At 56.2% G+C, this 16,197-nt stretch carries 14 protein-coding genes; 1 reads left to right on the top strand and 13 read right to left on the bottom strand.

The annotated features are described in order from the left end of the window. The 12 genes from uvrC to zapA all read right to left on the bottom strand — a co-directional run. On the bottom strand, positions 1–1,189 hold a 1,189-nt coding region (uvrC, locus tag C772_RS14410; protein WP_035002557.1), incomplete at its 3' end, for an excinuclease ABC subunit UvrC. Between the two features lie 60 nt (positions 1,190–1,249). Next, positions 1,250–1,564, bottom strand: coding sequence for a thioredoxin (gene trxA, locus C772_RS14415; RefSeq protein ID WP_008301163.1), 315 nt, complete (start codon positions 1,562–1,564; stop codon positions 1,250–1,252). A gap of 197 nt (positions 1,565–1,761) precedes the next feature. After that, the gene (locus tag C772_RS14420) at positions 1,762–2,739 is read right to left on the bottom strand and encodes an electron transfer flavoprotein subunit alpha/FixB family protein (protein ID WP_008301164.1); all 978 of its coding nucleotides are present in this window, start codon (positions 2,737–2,739) and stop codon (positions 1,762–1,764) included. 35 nt (positions 2,740–2,774) lie between these two features. After that, positions 2,775–3,548, bottom strand: coding sequence for an electron transfer flavoprotein subunit beta/FixA family protein (locus C772_RS14425; protein ID WP_008301165.1), 774 nt, complete (start codon positions 3,546–3,548; stop codon positions 2,775–2,777). A 23-nt stretch (positions 3,549–3,571) separates the two neighbouring features. After that, positions 3,572–4,345, bottom strand: a complete 774-nt coding sequence (locus C772_RS14430; protein ID WP_008301166.1) for an enoyl-CoA hydratase — start codon at positions 4,343–4,345, stop codon at positions 3,572–3,574. Between the two features lie 16 nt (positions 4,346–4,361). Next, entirely contained in the window at positions 4,362–4,949 is a 588-nt protein-coding gene (locus tag C772_RS14435; protein WP_008301167.1) for a TetR/AcrR family transcriptional regulator, read from the bottom strand. A 90-nt stretch (positions 4,950–5,039) separates the two neighbouring features. Further along, positions 5,040–6,737 (bottom strand): long-chain-fatty-acid--CoA ligase, encoded by a 1,698-nt coding sequence (locus C772_RS14440; RefSeq protein WP_008301168.1) that lies wholly within the window; start codon positions 6,735–6,737, stop codon positions 5,040–5,042. Between the two features lie 236 nt (positions 6,738–6,973). Next, entirely contained in the window at positions 6,974–7,387 is a 414-nt protein-coding gene (locus C772_RS14445) for a DUF350 domain-containing protein (protein ID WP_008301169.1), read from the bottom strand. A 112-nt stretch (positions 7,388–7,499) separates the two neighbouring features. After that, on the bottom strand, positions 7,500–9,860 hold the full coding sequence (locus tag C772_RS14450; RefSeq protein ID WP_008301171.1) for an endonuclease MutS2: 2,361 nt from the start codon (positions 9,858–9,860) through the stop codon (positions 7,500–7,502). 37 nt (positions 9,861–9,897) lie between these two features. Beyond that, a complete protein-coding gene (gene polX, locus C772_RS14455) occupies positions 9,898–11,607 on the bottom strand; it encodes a DNA polymerase/3'-5' exonuclease PolX (protein WP_035002568.1) in 1,710 nt (569 codons plus the stop codon). Between the two features lie 52 nt (positions 11,608–11,659). Further along, positions 11,660–12,199, bottom strand: coding sequence for a CvpA family protein (locus C772_RS14460; RefSeq protein ID WP_008301175.1), 540 nt, complete (start codon positions 12,197–12,199; stop codon positions 11,660–11,662). Positions 12,200–12,206: 7 nt separating this feature from the next. Then, positions 12,207–12,467: a cell division protein ZapA gene (gene zapA, locus C772_RS14465; RefSeq protein WP_008301176.1), complete on the bottom strand. Its 261-nt coding sequence runs from the start codon at positions 12,465–12,467 to the stop codon at positions 12,207–12,209. A 90-nt stretch (positions 12,468–12,557) separates the two neighbouring features. Between zapA and rnhC the strand changes: the two genes are divergently transcribed. Next, positions 12,558–13,499 (top strand): ribonuclease HIII, encoded by a 942-nt coding sequence (gene rnhC / locus C772_RS14470; protein WP_008301177.1) that lies wholly within the window; start codon positions 12,558–12,560, stop codon positions 13,497–13,499. Between the two features lie 281 nt (positions 13,500–13,780). Here rnhC and pheT read toward each other — a convergent pair whose 3' ends face one another. Beyond that, the gene (gene pheT / locus C772_RS14475) at positions 13,781–16,192 is read right to left on the bottom strand and encodes a phenylalanine--tRNA ligase subunit beta (protein WP_008301178.1); all 2,412 of its coding nucleotides are present in this window, start codon (positions 16,190–16,192) and stop codon (positions 13,781–13,783) included. Between the last annotated feature and the right edge of the window lie 5 nt (positions 16,193–16,197).

Consider the following 16,197-nt stretch of genomic DNA (forward strand, 5'->3'; position numbering starts at 1 on the left):
CCGAGACTGCCTCTGCCCCGAAGGTATGCGAGTTGTCAAACGCTTCGATGCGGAGCGGCACCGCGATGCCCATTGCTTCGCCGAGCTCTTCACAGGCACCGACCGTCCTCTGCTCCCTGCGCTCAATCAGCTGGAACTTCTCGGAAAGTGCGATCTGTGCATTTTTCTCGGCAAGCTTCACCATATCCTTTTTCTGGCCGCGCTGCGGCACGGTAACCTTTGCATCAAGCAGCTGGCTGACGATTTCCAGGTCCGTCCCCTCAGGGAAGAAAATCTCTTTTGGCTGAAAATGCTCCGGCTTGTCATAGAATGACCCGATGTACGTCAGGAATTCCTCGTCCGGATCGCGGTAAATCGGAAATAGCGAGACGTCCCGCTCAATCAGCTTGCCCTGTCTGATGAAGAATACCTGGACGCACATCCACCCTTTGTCGACTGCATAGCCGAACACGTCCCGGTCGGTCATGTCCGTCGTCGTCATCTTCTGCTTTTCCATAACGGCTTCAATATTCGTGATCTGGTCACGGTATTCCTTCGCCCGTTCAAACTCCAGTTTCTCCGCCGCTTCCTGCATCTTGCGGGACAGGTCATCCTTGACTTCCTTGTACCCGCCATTCAGGAACCTGGTGATGCCGGCCGTCATCTCCCGGTATGTCTCCGGAGTGACCTCATTGACACACGGCGCCAGGCACTGCCCGAGGTGATAATAGAGGCATACCCGGTCCGGCAGCGTGTTGCATTTCCGGAGCGGGTAAATCCGGTCCAGCAGTTTTTTCGTTTCCTGTGCCGCATAGGCATTCGGATAAGGCCCGAAGTACTTCCCCTTATCCTTCTTTACTTTCCGGGTGACGATCAGGCGCGGATGCCGCTCGGCGGTCAGCTTGATATAAGGGTAGGTTTTGTCATCCTTGAGCATGATATTGTACTTCGGGTCATGCTTTTTGATCAGATTCAGCTCAAGGATGAGCGCCTCGATGTCGGAGGACGTGACAAAGTATTCAAAGTCCTCGATTTCGCTCACGAGCCGCTGCGTCTTGGCATCGTGTGAGCCGGTGAAATAGGAGCGGACACGGTTCTTGAGCACTTTTGCCTTGCCGACATAAATGATGGTGCCCTGCCGGTCCTTCATGAGGTAGCATCCCGGCTGGTCGGGCAGGATCGCCAGTTTCTGGCGGATCGTTTCATTCATATGGATTCACCTGCCAAAAAAACCGGGCACCTCAGAGGGACCCGGTCAGCGTTCTTTTTGTTACGCGTGCTGCTCGATAAACTGGACAAGCTTTTCTTTCGGATTGAAGCCGACGACCTTGTCGACGATCTCGCCGTCTTTGAAAAGGACGAGTGTCGGAATCGACATGATGCCGTACTTGCCTGCTGTCTGCTGGTTTTCGTCGACGTCGACTTTGACGATCTGAACTTTGTCGCCGATTTCCGCATCGACTTCTTCAAGTACAGGCGCAATCATCTTGCACGGGCCGCACCATGTTGCCCAGAAGTCGACGAGGACGAGCCCGTCGGATACTTTTGTTTGGAAATCTTGATCGGTTGCATGTTGAATAGCCATTTGATTACCTCCTCATGATTAACCACTCTTGGGTCATTATAGCACCTGCCAGAATGGCCGGCGAATCTTCTGCCTGCACGATTAACCGCTTACTCCGGTGCGGTTCCTTAACTGTTTACCCGCCCTGCGGAAAACTATTCTGCCGGGACCTGCAACAGAAACGGGGCCGTCCATTGAACCGGACAGCCCCGCCATGATCAGGCGTTGACCTTGAGCTGCTTGATCTCTTCGATCAGCAGCGGGATGACCTCGAAAAGGTCTCCGACGATGCCGTAGTCCGCCACCTTGAAGATATTGGCTTCAGGGTCTTTGTTGATCGCTACGATCACTTTGGAGTTGGACATGCCGGCGAGGTGCTGGATGGCGCCGGAAATGCCTGCCGCGATGTAAAGATCCGGCGTGACGACCTTGCCTGTCTGGCCGATCTGGAGCGAGTAGTCGCAGTAGTCGGCGTCGCAGGCACCGCGGGATGCGCCGATCGCGCCCCCGAGCAGGTCCGCAAGTTCTTTGAGCGGCTCGAAGCCTTCAGGGCCTTTGACACCGCGCCCGCCTGCCACGATGACTTTGGCTTCGGACATGTCGACGCCGTCAGTCGCCTTCGTTACAACATCCTTCACGACGGAACGCAGATTTTGGATGTCTGCGCTTACCGTTGAGACATCGCCTGAGCGGCCGGCATCCTGTTCAAGCGGCTCGATGTTGTTCGGGCGGACCGTAACAAACACCTGGCCTTCATTGATCTTGACCTTTTCAAAAGCTTTTCCGGAGTAGATCGGGCGAATAAAGACAGCATCATCGCCTTCACCCTCGATTTCCGTCACATCGGAGACTAGCCCGCTCTGGAGCTTGGCTGCGATTTTCGGCGACAGGTCCTTGCCGAGTGCCGTGTGGCCGAAGACAATCGCTTCAGGCTCTTCCTGTTCGTGCACGGCCATGTAAGCCTGGCCGAACCCGTCGGATGTATAGTGCTTCAGATGAGGATGCTCAACCGCAACGACGCGGTCGGCTCCGTACTGGATCAGTTCCTGGCCAAGGCCCTGCACGGAATCCCCGATCAGGACTCCGACAACCTCGCCGCCGCCGGAAATTCTCTTCGCCGCTGCAATCGCTTCAAACGAGACGTTGCGCAGTGCGCCGTCACGTACTTCCCCTAGAACAATCACTTTTTTGGACATAGTTTACCCCTCCTGTATCGAATGTGCCGGTCGGCTCAGATGACTTTCGCTTCGGTGCGGAGCAGCTGGACAAGCTCCTTGACCTGGTCCTGGAGGTCTCCCTCGAGAACGCGGCCGGCCTGCTTCTCAGGCGGAAGGAAGACATCCACTCGCTCGACCTTCACTTCGACATCGTCTTCATCGAGATCGATGTCATCGAGTTCAAGCTCTTCCAGCGGCTTCTTTTTCGCTTTCATGATCCCCGGAAGGGACGGATAGCGAGGGTCGTTGAGACCCTGCTGGGCCGTAACGAGCAGCGGCAGCTGGGCTTCGATCGTTTCGGAGTCGCCTTCGACATCGCGGACGACGGTCGCCTTGTCCCCATCGATTTTCAGCTCCGTGATCGTCGTAACATAGTTGATGCCGATGAGTTCCGCAACGCGCGGGCCGACCTGGCCGGAACCGCCGTCGATTGCCACGTTGCCGGCGAGAATGAGATCCGCTTCTTTGTCCTTCAGGTATTCAGCGATGATTGTCGCTGCACCGAACTCATCCAGCTCATCAAGGTCGTCCTCGGTGTTGATGAGAACCGCTTTGTCTGCGCCCATGGCAAGTGCGGTGCGAAGTTGTTTTTCCGCTTCTTCGGAGCCGATTGTAAGGACGGTTACTTCTCCTCCGTGCTCATCGCGGACTCGGATTGCTTCCTCCACTGCATATTCATCGTATGGGTTGATGATGAATTCGGCGCCGTCCTCCGCGATCTGGCCGTTTTGGACGGAAATCTTCTCTTCTGTATCGAATGTGCGTTTCACCAGTGCGTAAATGTTCATCTTGCCATCCTCCCCTTCGTGTCTTACTTTCCTTGAAATACAGGTTTCCGCTTTTCGAGGAACGCAGAGATTCCTTCTTTGGCGTCCTGCGATGCAAATACTTCGCCGAACGAAGCCGCTTCAGCTTTTACGCCCTCGTGGAATCCGGCATGCTTGCCGTATTGGAGCATTCGGAGCGCAGCCCGGACCGATACCGGGCTCTTGTCCGCGATTCTGCGGGCGATGGCGAGCGTTCCTTCCAGCAGCTCTTCTTCACCAAATGCCCTGTTGGCCAGTCCGGCGGAAACCGCTTCTTCTCCGGTGATCGGATCTGCAGTCAGCATCATCTCGGCTGCTTTGGCCGGGCCGACATATCGCGGCAGGCGCTGAGTGCCGGCAAACCCGGGAATCAGCCCCAGCTGAAGCTCCGGCAGGCCCAGCTTGGCGCCGGCAGTGACAAATCGCATGTGGCACGCCATGGCCAGTTCGAGTCCTCCGCCAAGGGCAGCCCCGTGGATTGCGGCAATGACCGGCTTAGGGAAGTTCTCGAGGCGCTCGAACACTTCCTGGCCATTGCCCGCAAGCTTGCTGAAACCGGCCGCATCCGGCACTTCCGTGAATTCCTTGATGTCGGCCCCCGCCGAGAAGAACCGGCCTTCACCGTGGAGGACGACTACACGGACTTCATCGTCATGCTCGACGCTGTCCAGGAGTTCGTTGATTTCTTTGACCAAACCTTGTGAAAGCGCATTCGCCGGCGGCCGGTTTATGGCTGCGAGCGCAATGCCGTCTTCCTTTTTCACCTTCAAGAATTCCAATGTCCACCCATCCCCCTTACTTGGCTTTCATGCCTTTCATGAGCAGCCTATGTACATCCGGCGCAAGTTTAATTAAATCATATTTCTGATCATTCATCACCCATGAGGTGGAAATCTCATCAACGGTTCCGAATACCATCTGCCTCGCAAGCCGGATGTCCATATCTTCTTCGAATTCACCGCGCTCAATTCCTTCTTGAAGAATGCGGTCCAGCATGGACAGATAGTCTTTCAGCACTCCGTTGATTTTTAGCCTCAGTTCCTTATTGGACTGGCGCAGCTCCAGTTGGGTGACGATGGCCAGGTGACGGTCCGAGTAAAGAACATTAAAATGGTTTTCGATCATCCTGAACAACTTGTCCTCGGATGACATCTGTCCATCTTCAAGAACCGGCCTGAGGTTGTCCATGAACAGCGCCATTTTCTCGCGGAATACCGATACGAGAATGTCCTCTTTGTTTTTGAAATACAGATAGATGGTCCCGTCGGCCACCCCCGCCTGTTTGGCGATTTTCGATACCTGGGCCTGGTGGTACCCGTTCTCCGCGATGGCAATCACGGCTGCATCCACAATCTGTCCGTACTTCGGCTTATTCCGATTCAAAGGGCTCACCACCAAATAAAAAAGAAATATGAATGACTATTCATTCATATTTCTATATTATTCTCTGTTTCATTGGATGTCAAGTCCTGTTCAGGAGATGACTTTTTCCTCTTCCATCTTCTTTTTTTCTTCGTCGATCAGTGAACGCCTCAGGATTTTGCCGACTGCAGTTTTCGGAAGTTCATCCCGGAACTCATATCGTTTGGGTACCTTATAGGCGGCAAGGCTCTTCCTGCAATGCTCGTTCAGCGCTTCTTCCGTGAGGTCAGCACCTTCCTTCCGGACAATGTACGCCTTGACCGTTTCCCCCCTGTACGGATCCGGAATCCCGGCTACGACGCATTCCGCGACTCCCGGGTGTTCGTAAAGCACTTCCTCGATTTCTCTCGGATATACATTGTAGCCGCTGGCAATGATCATATCTTTCTTGCGGTCGACCACATAGAAGTAGCCGTCATCATCCATGTACCCGAGATCTCCGGTCAGCAGCCAGCCGTCTTTTATTGTGGCCGCCGTTTCTTCCGGACGGTTCCAGTAACCCTTCATTACTTGAGGGCCCCTGACTGCAATTTCTCCCACTTCACCAGAGTCCACCGGATCCGTCGTGCCGGTCTTGAAGATTGCGGCTTCCGTATCTGGCCAGGGAAGGCCGATCGATCCTTTTTTCCTCTCGCCGTCCCAGATCAGGTTGGCGTGTGTCACCGGCGATGATTCGGACAGGCCATACCCTTCGACCAGTTTGCCTTTCGTGATCTTCTCGAACTGTGCCTGGATATCCACCGGAAGAGGAGCGGAACCGCTCAGGCACGCCTTGATGGAAGACAGGTCATAATTGCCGATGTCCGGATGGTTCAGCAGGCCGATGTAAATGGTCGGCGCCCCCGGGAAAAGGGTCGGCGACTGCTTATCGATCAGTTTCAGGACCGTCTCGGGGTCGAATTTCGGCACGAGCACCATCTTGTTCCCCTGGCTGACAGAAAGCACCAGCACGGTCGTCATTCCGTAGACATGGAAGAACGGAAGGATTCCGAGAACCACTTCTTCGCCCGGTTCGCAGCGGTACATCCAGGCGGCACACATCTCCGTATTCGCAATCAGGTTGCGGTGGGTGAGCATGACGCCCTTTGGCGAACCGGTGGTGCCGCCTGTATACTGGAGCAGCGCAAGGTCATCCTGGTCGATATCCGGTGCCTCTATCGGCTCCCCGGACGTACGCTTCATGATTTCGGTAAAGAGGTGATTCCTGCCGCGATGCTCTACCTTCACCGTCATGCCATACTCTTTTTTCTGCACAAACGGATAAAGAACGTTTTTCGGGAATGGAAGGTAGTCTTTGATTCCGGTGACGATGACGTTCTCCAGGTCGGTTTCGCCAATGACTTTGGATACCCTCGGGAACAGGATGTCCAGCGTGAGAATCGCCCTGGCGCCGGAATCTTTCATCTGGTAAGCGAGTTCCTTCTCGGTGTACAGAGGATTTGTCTGTACAACAACCCCGCCGGCGTATAGGATGCCGTAGAACGCAATGACATTCTGGGGACAGTTCGGAAGCATGATCGCCACCCGGTCTCCTTTTCCGATCCCGAGGCTTTTCAGGTAGTTCCCGAATTTCAGGGCAGATGCGTACAGTTCCTCATAGCTGACTTGTCTGCCGAGAAAATGGACGGCCGTCTTTTCAGGATACTTGGCCGCCGAACGGGTCAGTCCGTCCTGCAGCGGTTCATCAGGGTAGTCAAGCGTCGGCGGAATTCCTTCGGGATAGTTCTTGAGCCATGGTTTTTCCGTCATGATCAGACCCCTTCCTTCGAATCGTTAGAAAATTCCTATTACTATCTTACCTTATGATGTATGCGCTTTCAACAGACAATGTAAAAAGACGCAGGTTTCCCTGCGCCTTCGGAAAACTTCAGAAAAACAGCCACCAGATGCCGACGATGATGAAGCCGGCGCACAAAACCAGCAGCAGCTTGGCCAGTTTGATCATGTCCATACACAGTTACCGCCTTTCGGGACGGATCCGGAAATCAGGTGATGCTTGCCGCGATGACATAGCTCAGTCCCACAGAGATCATGAGGGAAATAAGACCCACTGCCCGGTTGCCGTTTCCGATCTCTTCGTCAACATTGAATCGGGGAGTCAAAAATTCAAAAAGCCAGTAGGCCATGATCAGGAGGAAAAATCCGAACCCTCCCCATGCAAGCATCTCCGGCAGCGATGAATGCTGCTCGATGGAATGGCGGAAAATGTTCGCCACTCCGAAAATCTTGCCGCCTGTTGCAAGCGCGACCGCCACATTTCCATTTTTGATCTCTTCCCAGTTGTTATATTTCGTCACGAGTTCAAAGATCACCATTGATACGATCAGGCAGAGGACCGTGACGCTGAAATAGCCGGCCGTCTCCACAAGCGGATGCGACCAGAAACTCGATAGCAGCATAAGTTTGCTCCTTTGCTGTTTTCATACCTATACGGATGGCAGACCAGGAAGTTTCATTTCTGCCCGGATCGGGGGCAGGAAGATGCCGCCTTTAATGAGAATCAGTGCCGTCCTATTTCAGCTCGACCACAGTGACCCCATAGCCGCCTTCGCCCGCTTCGCCGAACCGGAAGCTTTTTACCCGCGGGTGGCGGCGCAGGAACTTCTGGATACCCTCACGGAGTGCGCCAGTGCCTTTACCGTGGATGATCGACACACGCGGATAGTTGGCAAGCAGCGCATCGTCAATGTATTTCTCGGTCCGCTGGATGGCATCCTCGTAGCGTTCGCCTCGGAGGTCGAGTTCCAGCTTCACTCCGGAGCCTGACCGGCCCCGGACCGCATTGACATTGACCGTATCCTTCTCTTTTTCCGGTTTGACGTACTCCAGATCGGATTCGTCGATCTTCATCTTCAGGATGCCGAGCTGGACCATCCATTCGCCGTCCGACATCTTCTCAACGAGCGAACCCTTCTGTCCGTAACTGAGCACCTTGACTTCGTCGCCGGAGCGGAATTCCCTCTTGGCGGGTTTCGCCTTCTGCTTCGGCTTCTTCGCGAGTGCCTCTTCAGGAACTGCGCCTTCCAGGCGTTTTTTCGCATCGATCAGCTCATGCTCTTTGACCGATGCGCCGGCATTCAGCCTGAGTGCGCGGAGTTCCGAGATGACCGATTCCGCTTCCCTGCGCGCATCCTCGACGATTTTCTTCGCCTTTTCACGCGCTTTCTGTTCGAGCGTTTCCTTTTTCGATTCGTATTCCGAGAGGCGCGTTTCCAGCTGTTCACGGAGCGTTTCGGATTCCTCCAGGACCCTTGCCGTTTCCTCGGCGTCTTTTTCCGCCTGAACCCGGCTCGCCTCCAGCGAGGTGATCATCGTCTCGACCTCATTCCGGTCTTCACCGGTAAAGGTTTCGGCATGGCGGATAATCCTGTCCGGCAGCCCGAGGCGGCTGGAAATCTCGAACGCGTTGCTCCGCCCCGGCACGCCGATCAAAAGCCGGTATGTCGGGCTGAGGGTCTCGACATCGAATTCCACGCTGGCATTGACTACCCCCGGTCGGTTGTATCCGTAGGCTTTCAGCTCCGGATAGTGCGTCGTCGCCATGACCCGGGCTCCCCGGCCGTGGACCTCGTCCAGGATGGCGATGGCCAGTGCCGCCCCCTCCTGGGGATCCGTTCCGGAACCAAGCTCGTCAAACAGGACAAGTGATTCCGAATCGAACTTATTCAGGATGTCGACAATATTGACCATATGGGAGGAAAACGTACTCAGGCTCTGTTCAATGGATTGCTCATCGCCGATATCAGCGAAAACATCCTTGAATACGGCCATTTCCGAACCATCAAGCGCGGGAATCGGAATTCCGGCCTGTGTCATGAGCGTGCAGAGGCCGACCGTCTTCAGTGTGACGGTTTTCCCGCCCGTGTTCGGGCCCGTGATCACGATTGCCGTCGTGTCCCTTCCGAACTCGATCGTGTTCGGAACGGCCTCTTCTCTCGGCAACAGCGGATGGCGCCCCCGCACCAGACGGATGTAACCCTCGTCATTGACTTTCGGCACGGTTGCCTTCTGGGTCATCCCGTATTTCGCCTTTGCGAGCACCGCATCCATATCCCCCAAAATGCGGACCATGACAAACAGCTCATGGGCATGCTCCTGCACATGGCCGCTCAATTCGCGGAGGATGCGCTCGATTTCTTCCTTTTCCCTCGCCTTCAGCTGGCGGATTTCATTGTTTGCATGGACGACCGCATCCGGCTCGATGAACAGCGTCTGCCCCGAAGAGGATTGGTCGTGGACAATACCGCCAAAATGCGTCCGGTATTCCTGCTTGACCGGAATGACATACCGGTCGTTCCGGATGGTGACAATCGAATCGGAAAGCATCTTCGAGTTGTTCCGTGTGTACTGCTCCAGCTTTTCCCGGACCCTTCCCTCCTGGGTCCGCAGCTGCTGACGGATGGACCGGAGCGCCGTCGAAGCGCTGTCCAGCACTTTGCCGTTTTCGTCGATGCAGGCATTGATTTCATGCTCAAGCGCCGTGAGGATCGGCATCTCTTCTTTTTTCTCAAGAAAAAGCGGGATGTCGATCTCCCCTTCTTCCCCGATCACCTCCAGGAACTGCCGGAGGATCCGGCTGGCACGGATCGTGCTCGCCGTTTCCATCAGCTCGCCTGCGCCGAGTGTTCCGCCGGCCTGGGCACGCTTGGCGTACATGCGGATATCGAACAGGCCGCCCATCGGGACGTTTCCGCGAATCCGGTAGATGGCCAATGCCTCGTCCGTCTCTTCGAGGAGCGAGCGGACCCTTTCAATGTCACTGGATGGGACAAGCTCCCCGATCCGCGCCCGTCCGAGTGCAGACGTGCAGTGTCCGGTCACTTCGGAACGGATTTTATCAAATTCAAGTGTTTTTAGGACCCGGGCCTCCATGTGCCCCACTTCCTTTCAGGTCTGGGTGTCTATTCGTTCAGCGTTCCCTGCCGAGGTGTGACAGGAAACGGTCGAGTGTCCATGTATTGACGACCAAATCCCGGTTCAGCCATGCTCGCTGTGCATAGCGGACACCGGTTTCCATATAGTCCAGCTGGCCGACACTATGGGCGTCGGTATTGATCGCGATCGGCACGCCCTTTTCGGCTGCCAGCGCCAGCCATTCTTCGGCCAGGTCCAGCCGGTACGGATTGGCATTCAGCTCCAGGATCTTGCCATACTCCGCCGCCCAGTCGATCAGCTGCGCCACATCCGGCGAGTAGCCTTCGCGGCGGCCGATGATCCGGCCTGTCGGGTGAGCGATCATATCCACATGCGGGTTGGAGATCGCCGCATGCAGGCGCTCCATGATTTTTTCCTGCGGCTGGCTGAAGTTGGAATGGATCGAGGCGATGACGAAGTCCAGTTCCGACAGAAGCTCATCATCAAAATCCAGCGTGGCGTCCGGCAGAATGTCCATTTCGGTCCCGCAGAGAATCGTGATGCCGTCCATTTCCGCATCCGCTTCGCGGACTTCACGGATCTGGTCGCGGAGGCGTTCAGGCGTGAGCCCGTTTGCCACGCGAAGATAACGCGAGTGGTCGGTGATGACCATATGGCTGTACCCGAGCCCCCGGCAGGCATCCGCCATCTCACGGATGGATTCAGCCCCGTCCGACCAGACCGTGTGCATATGGAGGTCCGAACGGATGTCTTCCTGGCGGATCAGGGTTTCGAGTTCATCCCCCCGCTCCAGCTCCGTGCCGTCTTTCCGGACGGTTGGCGGGAAGAACGGCAGATCAAAATGTGCATAGAAGCTTTTCTCGGAATCAAACGTAAGGATCCTGCCGTCCTCCTGCTCCACTCCGTATTCGCTGATCTTCTCGCCGCGCTCTTTCGCGATCTGCCGCATCCTGACATTATGGTCCTTGGACCCTGTGAAGTGGTGGACGGCACTCGCAAACTGTTCTTTCGTCACAAACCGGAAATCCACGTCCACCGGCTCGTCCGAATCGACGGTGACGGACAGCTTGGCTTCACCGGATGCATCGGTGCCGATCACGGGGAGCGCAGCTGCCAGTGCTTCGTTGACCCGCTGCGGTTCCCTGGTGACGACGATGAAGTCCAGGTCACTGCTCAACTCCGCTGTGCGACGGTAGCTTCCCGTCACCTTATGGCGGTCCACTTCAGGAATCGCATCCAGCACGTTTCCGATCATCCGGACGACCGGTTCCAGCTGCCAGTGAGGAAGCTTGTCCGGGCGCTGGCCGAACGTCTCCAGTTCCGCCAGGATTTTCTCTTCCGTCTTTTTCCCGAATCCGGCCAGTTTGCTTACCTCGCCGGCCTCACAGGCGGCACGGAGCGAGTCTGCAGAATCGACGCCGAGCTCGCTGTGCAGCTTGGCGATCTTTTTCCCGCCGAGGCCCGGAATCTTGAGAAGCGGGATCAGGCCATCCGGCACTTGTTCGCGCAGCTCTTTAAGGAGCTCGGACTCCCCTTTTTCCAGCAGGTCGGTGATCACCGCGCCGGTGCCCTTCCCGATTCCTTTCAGGGATAGGATATCATCCATTTCGGCCAGGCTGCGCGGATCCTGCTCGAGCACGCCGGCCGCCTTCCTGAATGCCCCGACCTTGAACGGGTTCTCTCCGAGAAGCTCCATGTGGAGGGCAATTTCTTCAAGCGTCTTGATGATGATTTTCTTATTCACCGTCACCATTCCCCTTTCGGATAAAAAGCTTCCCTCATCGGAAGGGAAGCTCTCATTTTGCATAGATGAACCACCAGTTCTTCACCATTTCGGAGATCACCGGCGTATGTTTCAGGATCACTCCTGAAAGGAGCGATGAATCGATCATGTTCTGGATTGCTGCGATCGGCACCATCGCCACGATGTAGAGGATGAAAAACAGGATCAGATAAAACTCCACAAAACCGAGTGCCGCCCCCGCAAATGAATTGACCGACCCGAGCACAGGCAGATACTTCAGGAAGTCCAGCGCGGACGCGACCAGATGCAGGACCAGCTTCACGGCCAGGAAAAGGAAGACAAAGGCCAGCAGCCGGTAAAAAGTTTCGTCGAAATCGATGCTTCCGAACGAAATTTTGAGCGAGTTCCCCGCTTCGACCGCGGGATACGGAACCCAGAGCACGAACTTCTCGGCAAGCGGTTTATAATACTTCCACGCGACAATCAGCGCAATGATGATGCCGGTCATATGTAGGAGCTGGACAATGAGGCCCCGTTTGTAGCCCGCTACGAGGCCGCCCAAGAGAACAATCAGTATGATTAAGTCAAGCATGCATGTGTCAGCCCTTCAATTGGTTCAGTTCATTTTCAAGTTCTTCTATCCGCTCTTTTAGCTTGAGCGAGTCATTTACAGTATTGAGCGCGGTCAGGACCGCAATTTTCGTAGTATCCAGCGAGCGGTTTTTCGATGAGATCTCGCGCATCATGTCATCCACAAGCGAAGCGACGAGCCGCATATGTCCGATTGTCTCTTTACCCATCATCTGGTATGTCTGACCGTAGATGTCGACGGACACACGGTTTTTTTCCGGTTCAGCCACTCCCGCCACCTCCTTGAAAAATCCCATACACCATATTACCATGAAAAGACTTGCCGTGTGTAGGTTCGAAACGGCGGAAGGATGAGAATCATGTCGAATGCAGTAATCCAGCTGGCCCCGGACAAAATCCGGGAACTTATGGCCCACTATGCGGGCTCCAAAATCGAACGGAACGCTCCCGGCGTCGTATTTGCCGCCAAGGCAGGAGGCGTTTCCGTCACCGCCTACAAATCCGGAAAAGTATTGTTCCAGGGAGGAAGTGCCGAGGCGGAAGCTTCCCGGTGGGGCGGCACCTCTTCCGCCGGCACCAAAAAAGCCGCCTCTCCCAAAGGTGAAACACTGCCGCCCGGTCTTGCGCGGATGTCGGTGCTCGGGTCGGATGAAACCGGAACCGGCGACTTTTTCGGTCCTGTCACCGTTGCCGCATGCTTTGTTCCCGCGGATAAAATTGCCCTGGCCGAGGAACTGGGCGTCAAGGACTCCAAAATGCTGACAGATGTTTACATGCAGAAAATCGGGCCGGAAATCAAGGCATCATTCATGAACAGCGTGCTTGTCCTGCCCAACGAAAAATACAATGCCGTGCAGGCGAAGGGCTGGTCACAGGGGAAGATCAAGGCACTCCTCCACAACCAGGCGCTCAGGCATGTGCTCCGGAAAATGGGCGGAACGAAGCCCGACCATATTCTGATCGACCAGTTTGCAGAACGCGGCATCTACTATCGCCATATTGCGTCCGAACCGGACATCATCCGGGAAAACGTCCTGTTTTCCACAAAGGCGGAAAATCTCCACGTATCCGTTGCCTGCGCATCCATCCTCGCCAGGGTCGCTTTCCTTGAGGAGATGGACCGTCTAAGCGGCATTGCGGGAGTCCGGCTCCCAAAAGGGGCCGGAAAACCGGTCGATGAGGCCGCCGCCAAAATCCTTCTGAAAAAAGGCGATGACTTCCTGGCAACGATCACGAAGCGCCATTTCGCCAATACCCGGAAAGCCTCTGTCCTTGCATCCAAGCGCTCCGGGAGGTCATGAAGCGAATCACACGGCTGTCCGGCCGAAGCCGGGCGGTCTTTTTTTGTGTCCATGCGGCGCAGGGACGAGCGGTGCTTTTCGTGTGCAAACGTTACAGATCCGTACGCGAACTTCCCGGAACCGTACCAACCCCGAGGACTTGAGTCCATGCATTCACGACCCATCCGCCTCACTCACCCATTTCAGCTTTAATTGTTCAAATCCTTCCTCTCTCCTGGAATTCCCCTGAGAAATTCATCAGAAAGCCCCCGCCGGCAACCCGGCAGGGGCTTCATTGATCATCAGTTTCGGATCTGTGCGCCTTCGGATTCAAGGGCAGCCACGATCCGGTTGTGCATTTCGGAGACTTCCTCGTCCGTGAGCGTGCGTTCTGGATCAAGGTAAGTCAGCGAGAATGCAATCGACTTCATGCCTTCTTCCATCCGGTCGCCTTCATACACATCAAATACATGAACGTCCTTCAGGATGCTTCCGGCATTGGTCCGGATGGTGCTTTCCAGTGCCGCTGCCTGAACGGCCTTCGGCACGACAAGCGCGATATCCCGGCTGATCGAAGGGAACTTCGGCACCGGCGTGTAAAGGAGCGGTTCCGTCTCTTCCCTCAGCAGGCGCTGCAGGTTCAGTTCAAAGACGACGGTATCCTTCAGGTCGCGCGCTTTCTGTTCGGACGGATGCAGCTGGGCGATGATGCCGACCCGCTCGCCGTCCAGCAGGACATCGGCAGTACGGCCCGGGTGAAGACCGTCCATTTCGCCTTTGCGGAAGGACAATTTGTCCGAAAGGCCGAGTTCCGTGGCAAGTCCCTCGACAATGCCTTTTACCGCAAAGAAGTCCACCCTCTTTTGTCCGCCCTGCCAGCCGGCTGCGGACCATTCACCCGTAACGGCGCCGGCAGCGTGCTCGACTTCGGTCGGCAGGCCATCTTCGCCTTCCCCGAGGAAGACGGAGCCGACTTCATAGAGCGCAACCGAACTCGTCTGGCGCGCGGTGTTGTAGGTGACCGCATCCAGAAGGTGCGGCAGCAGGCTCTGGCGGAGCGTGCTCCGCTCTTCGCTCATCGGCATGAGCAGCCGGGTGACCGGTGCAGTCTCAAGCGCAAACTTCTGCGATTCGGATTCCGATGTCAGGGAGTAGGTGATTGCCTGATAAAGTCCCGCCCCCTCCAGATAGCGGCGGACCGTGCGGCGCTTATCCTGATATGGGGTGAGTCCGCCCGGCAGCGACTCCGTCACCGGCAGTGTCGCCGGAATTTCGTCATAACCGTACAGGCGCGCGATTTCTTCCACAATGTCCTCAGGGATGGAGATGTCCACACGGCGTGTCGGGGCGTCGATGACGAACTGCCCGTTCACCGCTTCGTACGGGAACTGAAGCCGGCGCAGGATCTCTTCCATTTCTTCAAACGGAATCTTCATCCCGAGACGCTCGTTGATGAAGTCTGGGGAAACGGTGACCCGCTTCGGCTCTTTGTCCAGTTCATCGAACAGGACCGTGCCGGAAAGCACTTCGCCTCCCGCCAGATCGGCCATGAGGGCTGCGGCACGTTCTCCGGCCTCGATGACACGGTTCGGGTCGACTCCTTTTTCAAAGCGGGTGCTGGCGTCGCTTCTGAGGCCCAGTTCGCGTGAGGTTTTCCGGACGGATGCCGGGCTGAAGTAAGCTGCTTCGATCACAACTGTCGTGGTGCCATCATGGACTTCGGAGTTCGCTCCGCCCATGACCCCGGCGATGGCGACCGGTTCGCGGCCATTCGTAATGAGCAGGTGATGCGGTTCGAGCTTCCGCTCCGTACCGTCAAGCGTCTCGATGACTTCACCCTCTGCCGCATGCCGGACGACAATCTCGCCTGTGCCGAGCCGGTCATAGTCGAATGCGTGAAGCGGCTGGCCGTACTCCATCAGGACATAGTTCGTGATGTCGACAATGTTGTTGAGCGGACGGACGCCGGCAGCCATGAGACGCGCCTTCAGCCATTCCGGGGATTCCCCGACTTTGACATTCCGGACCACCTTGGCCGCGTATAGCGGGTTGGCTTCCGCCGCATCGACACGGAGATTCAGGAGACCGGACGCCGGCTCTGCCGATTCCTCATGTGCCGTTTCGGGAAGATTCACGTCTTTGGAGAGAATTGCAGCGGCTTCATAGGCTGCGCCGAGCATGCTGAGCGCATCGGAGCGGTTCGGAGTCAGATCGAGTTCGAGCACCGTGTCATCCAATCCGAGCAGGCCGAGTGCATCCTCCCCGGGACGTGCATCTTCAGGGAGCACATAGATGCCGGATGCATAGGCTTTCGGGACGACCTTTCCGTCAAATCCGAGTTCCTGCAGCGAGCAGATCATGCCGTGGGATTCCTCGCCGCGCAGTTTCGCCTTCTTGATCTTTACGCCGCCCGGAAGGCGTGCGCCAGGCCGCGCAACGACAACTTTCTGGCCGGCGGCAACGTTCGGTGCACCGCAGATGATCTGGCTCGGCTCTTCCTCACCGACATCGACACGGCAGATGTTCAGCTTGTCCGCCTGCGGATGCTGACTGCACTCGAGCACATGGCCGACAACGATGTTTTTCAGCCCTTCCGAGCGGTTATCTACGGCATCCACTTCGATGCCTGACCTCGTGATCTTCTCTGCCAGCTCAGCCGGCTCCACGCCTTCAATATCAACATAATCGCTTAACCAGTTCAGTGAAATTTTCATGTGTC

The sequence above is a fragment of the Bhargavaea cecembensis DSE10 genome, assembly GCF_000348905.1.
GTDB lineage: Bacteria > Bacillota > Bacilli > Bacillales_A > Planococcaceae > Bhargavaea > Bhargavaea cecembensis.

Excerpts from the sequence above, each read along its gene's own strand:
- trxA (WP_008301163.1), bottom strand. The coding sequence starts at position 1,564 with ATGGCTATTCAACATGCAACCGATCAAGATTTCCAAACAAAAGTATCC.
- C772_RS14420 (WP_008301164.1), bottom strand. The coding sequence starts at position 2,739 with ATGTCCAAAAAAGTGATTGTTCTAGGGGAAGTACGTGACGGCGCACTG.
- C772_RS14425 (WP_008301165.1), bottom strand. The coding sequence starts at position 3,548 with ATGAACATTTACGCACTGGTGAAACGCACATTCGATACAGAAGAGAAG.
- C772_RS14440 (WP_008301168.1), bottom strand. The coding sequence starts at position 6,737 with ATGACGGAAAAACCATGGCTCAAGAACTATCCCGAAGGAATTCCGCCG.
- C772_RS14445 (WP_008301169.1), bottom strand. The coding sequence starts at position 7,387 with ATGCTGCTATCGAGTTTCTGGTCGCATCCGCTTGTGGAGACGGCCGGC.
- C772_RS14450 (WP_008301171.1), bottom strand. The coding sequence starts at position 9,860 with ATGGAGGCCCGGGTCCTAAAAACACTTGAATTTGATAAAATCCGTTCC.
- C772_RS14460 (WP_008301175.1), bottom strand. The coding sequence starts at position 12,199 with ATGCTTGACTTAATCATACTGATTGTTCTCTTGGGCGGCCTCGTAGCG.
- rnhC (WP_008301177.1), top strand. The coding sequence starts at position 12,558 with ATGTCGAATGCAGTAATCCAGCTGGCCCCGGACAAAATCCGGGAACTT.
- pheT (WP_008301178.1), bottom strand. The coding sequence starts at position 16,192 with ATGAAAATTTCACTGAACTGGTTAAGCGATTATGTTGATATTGAAGGC.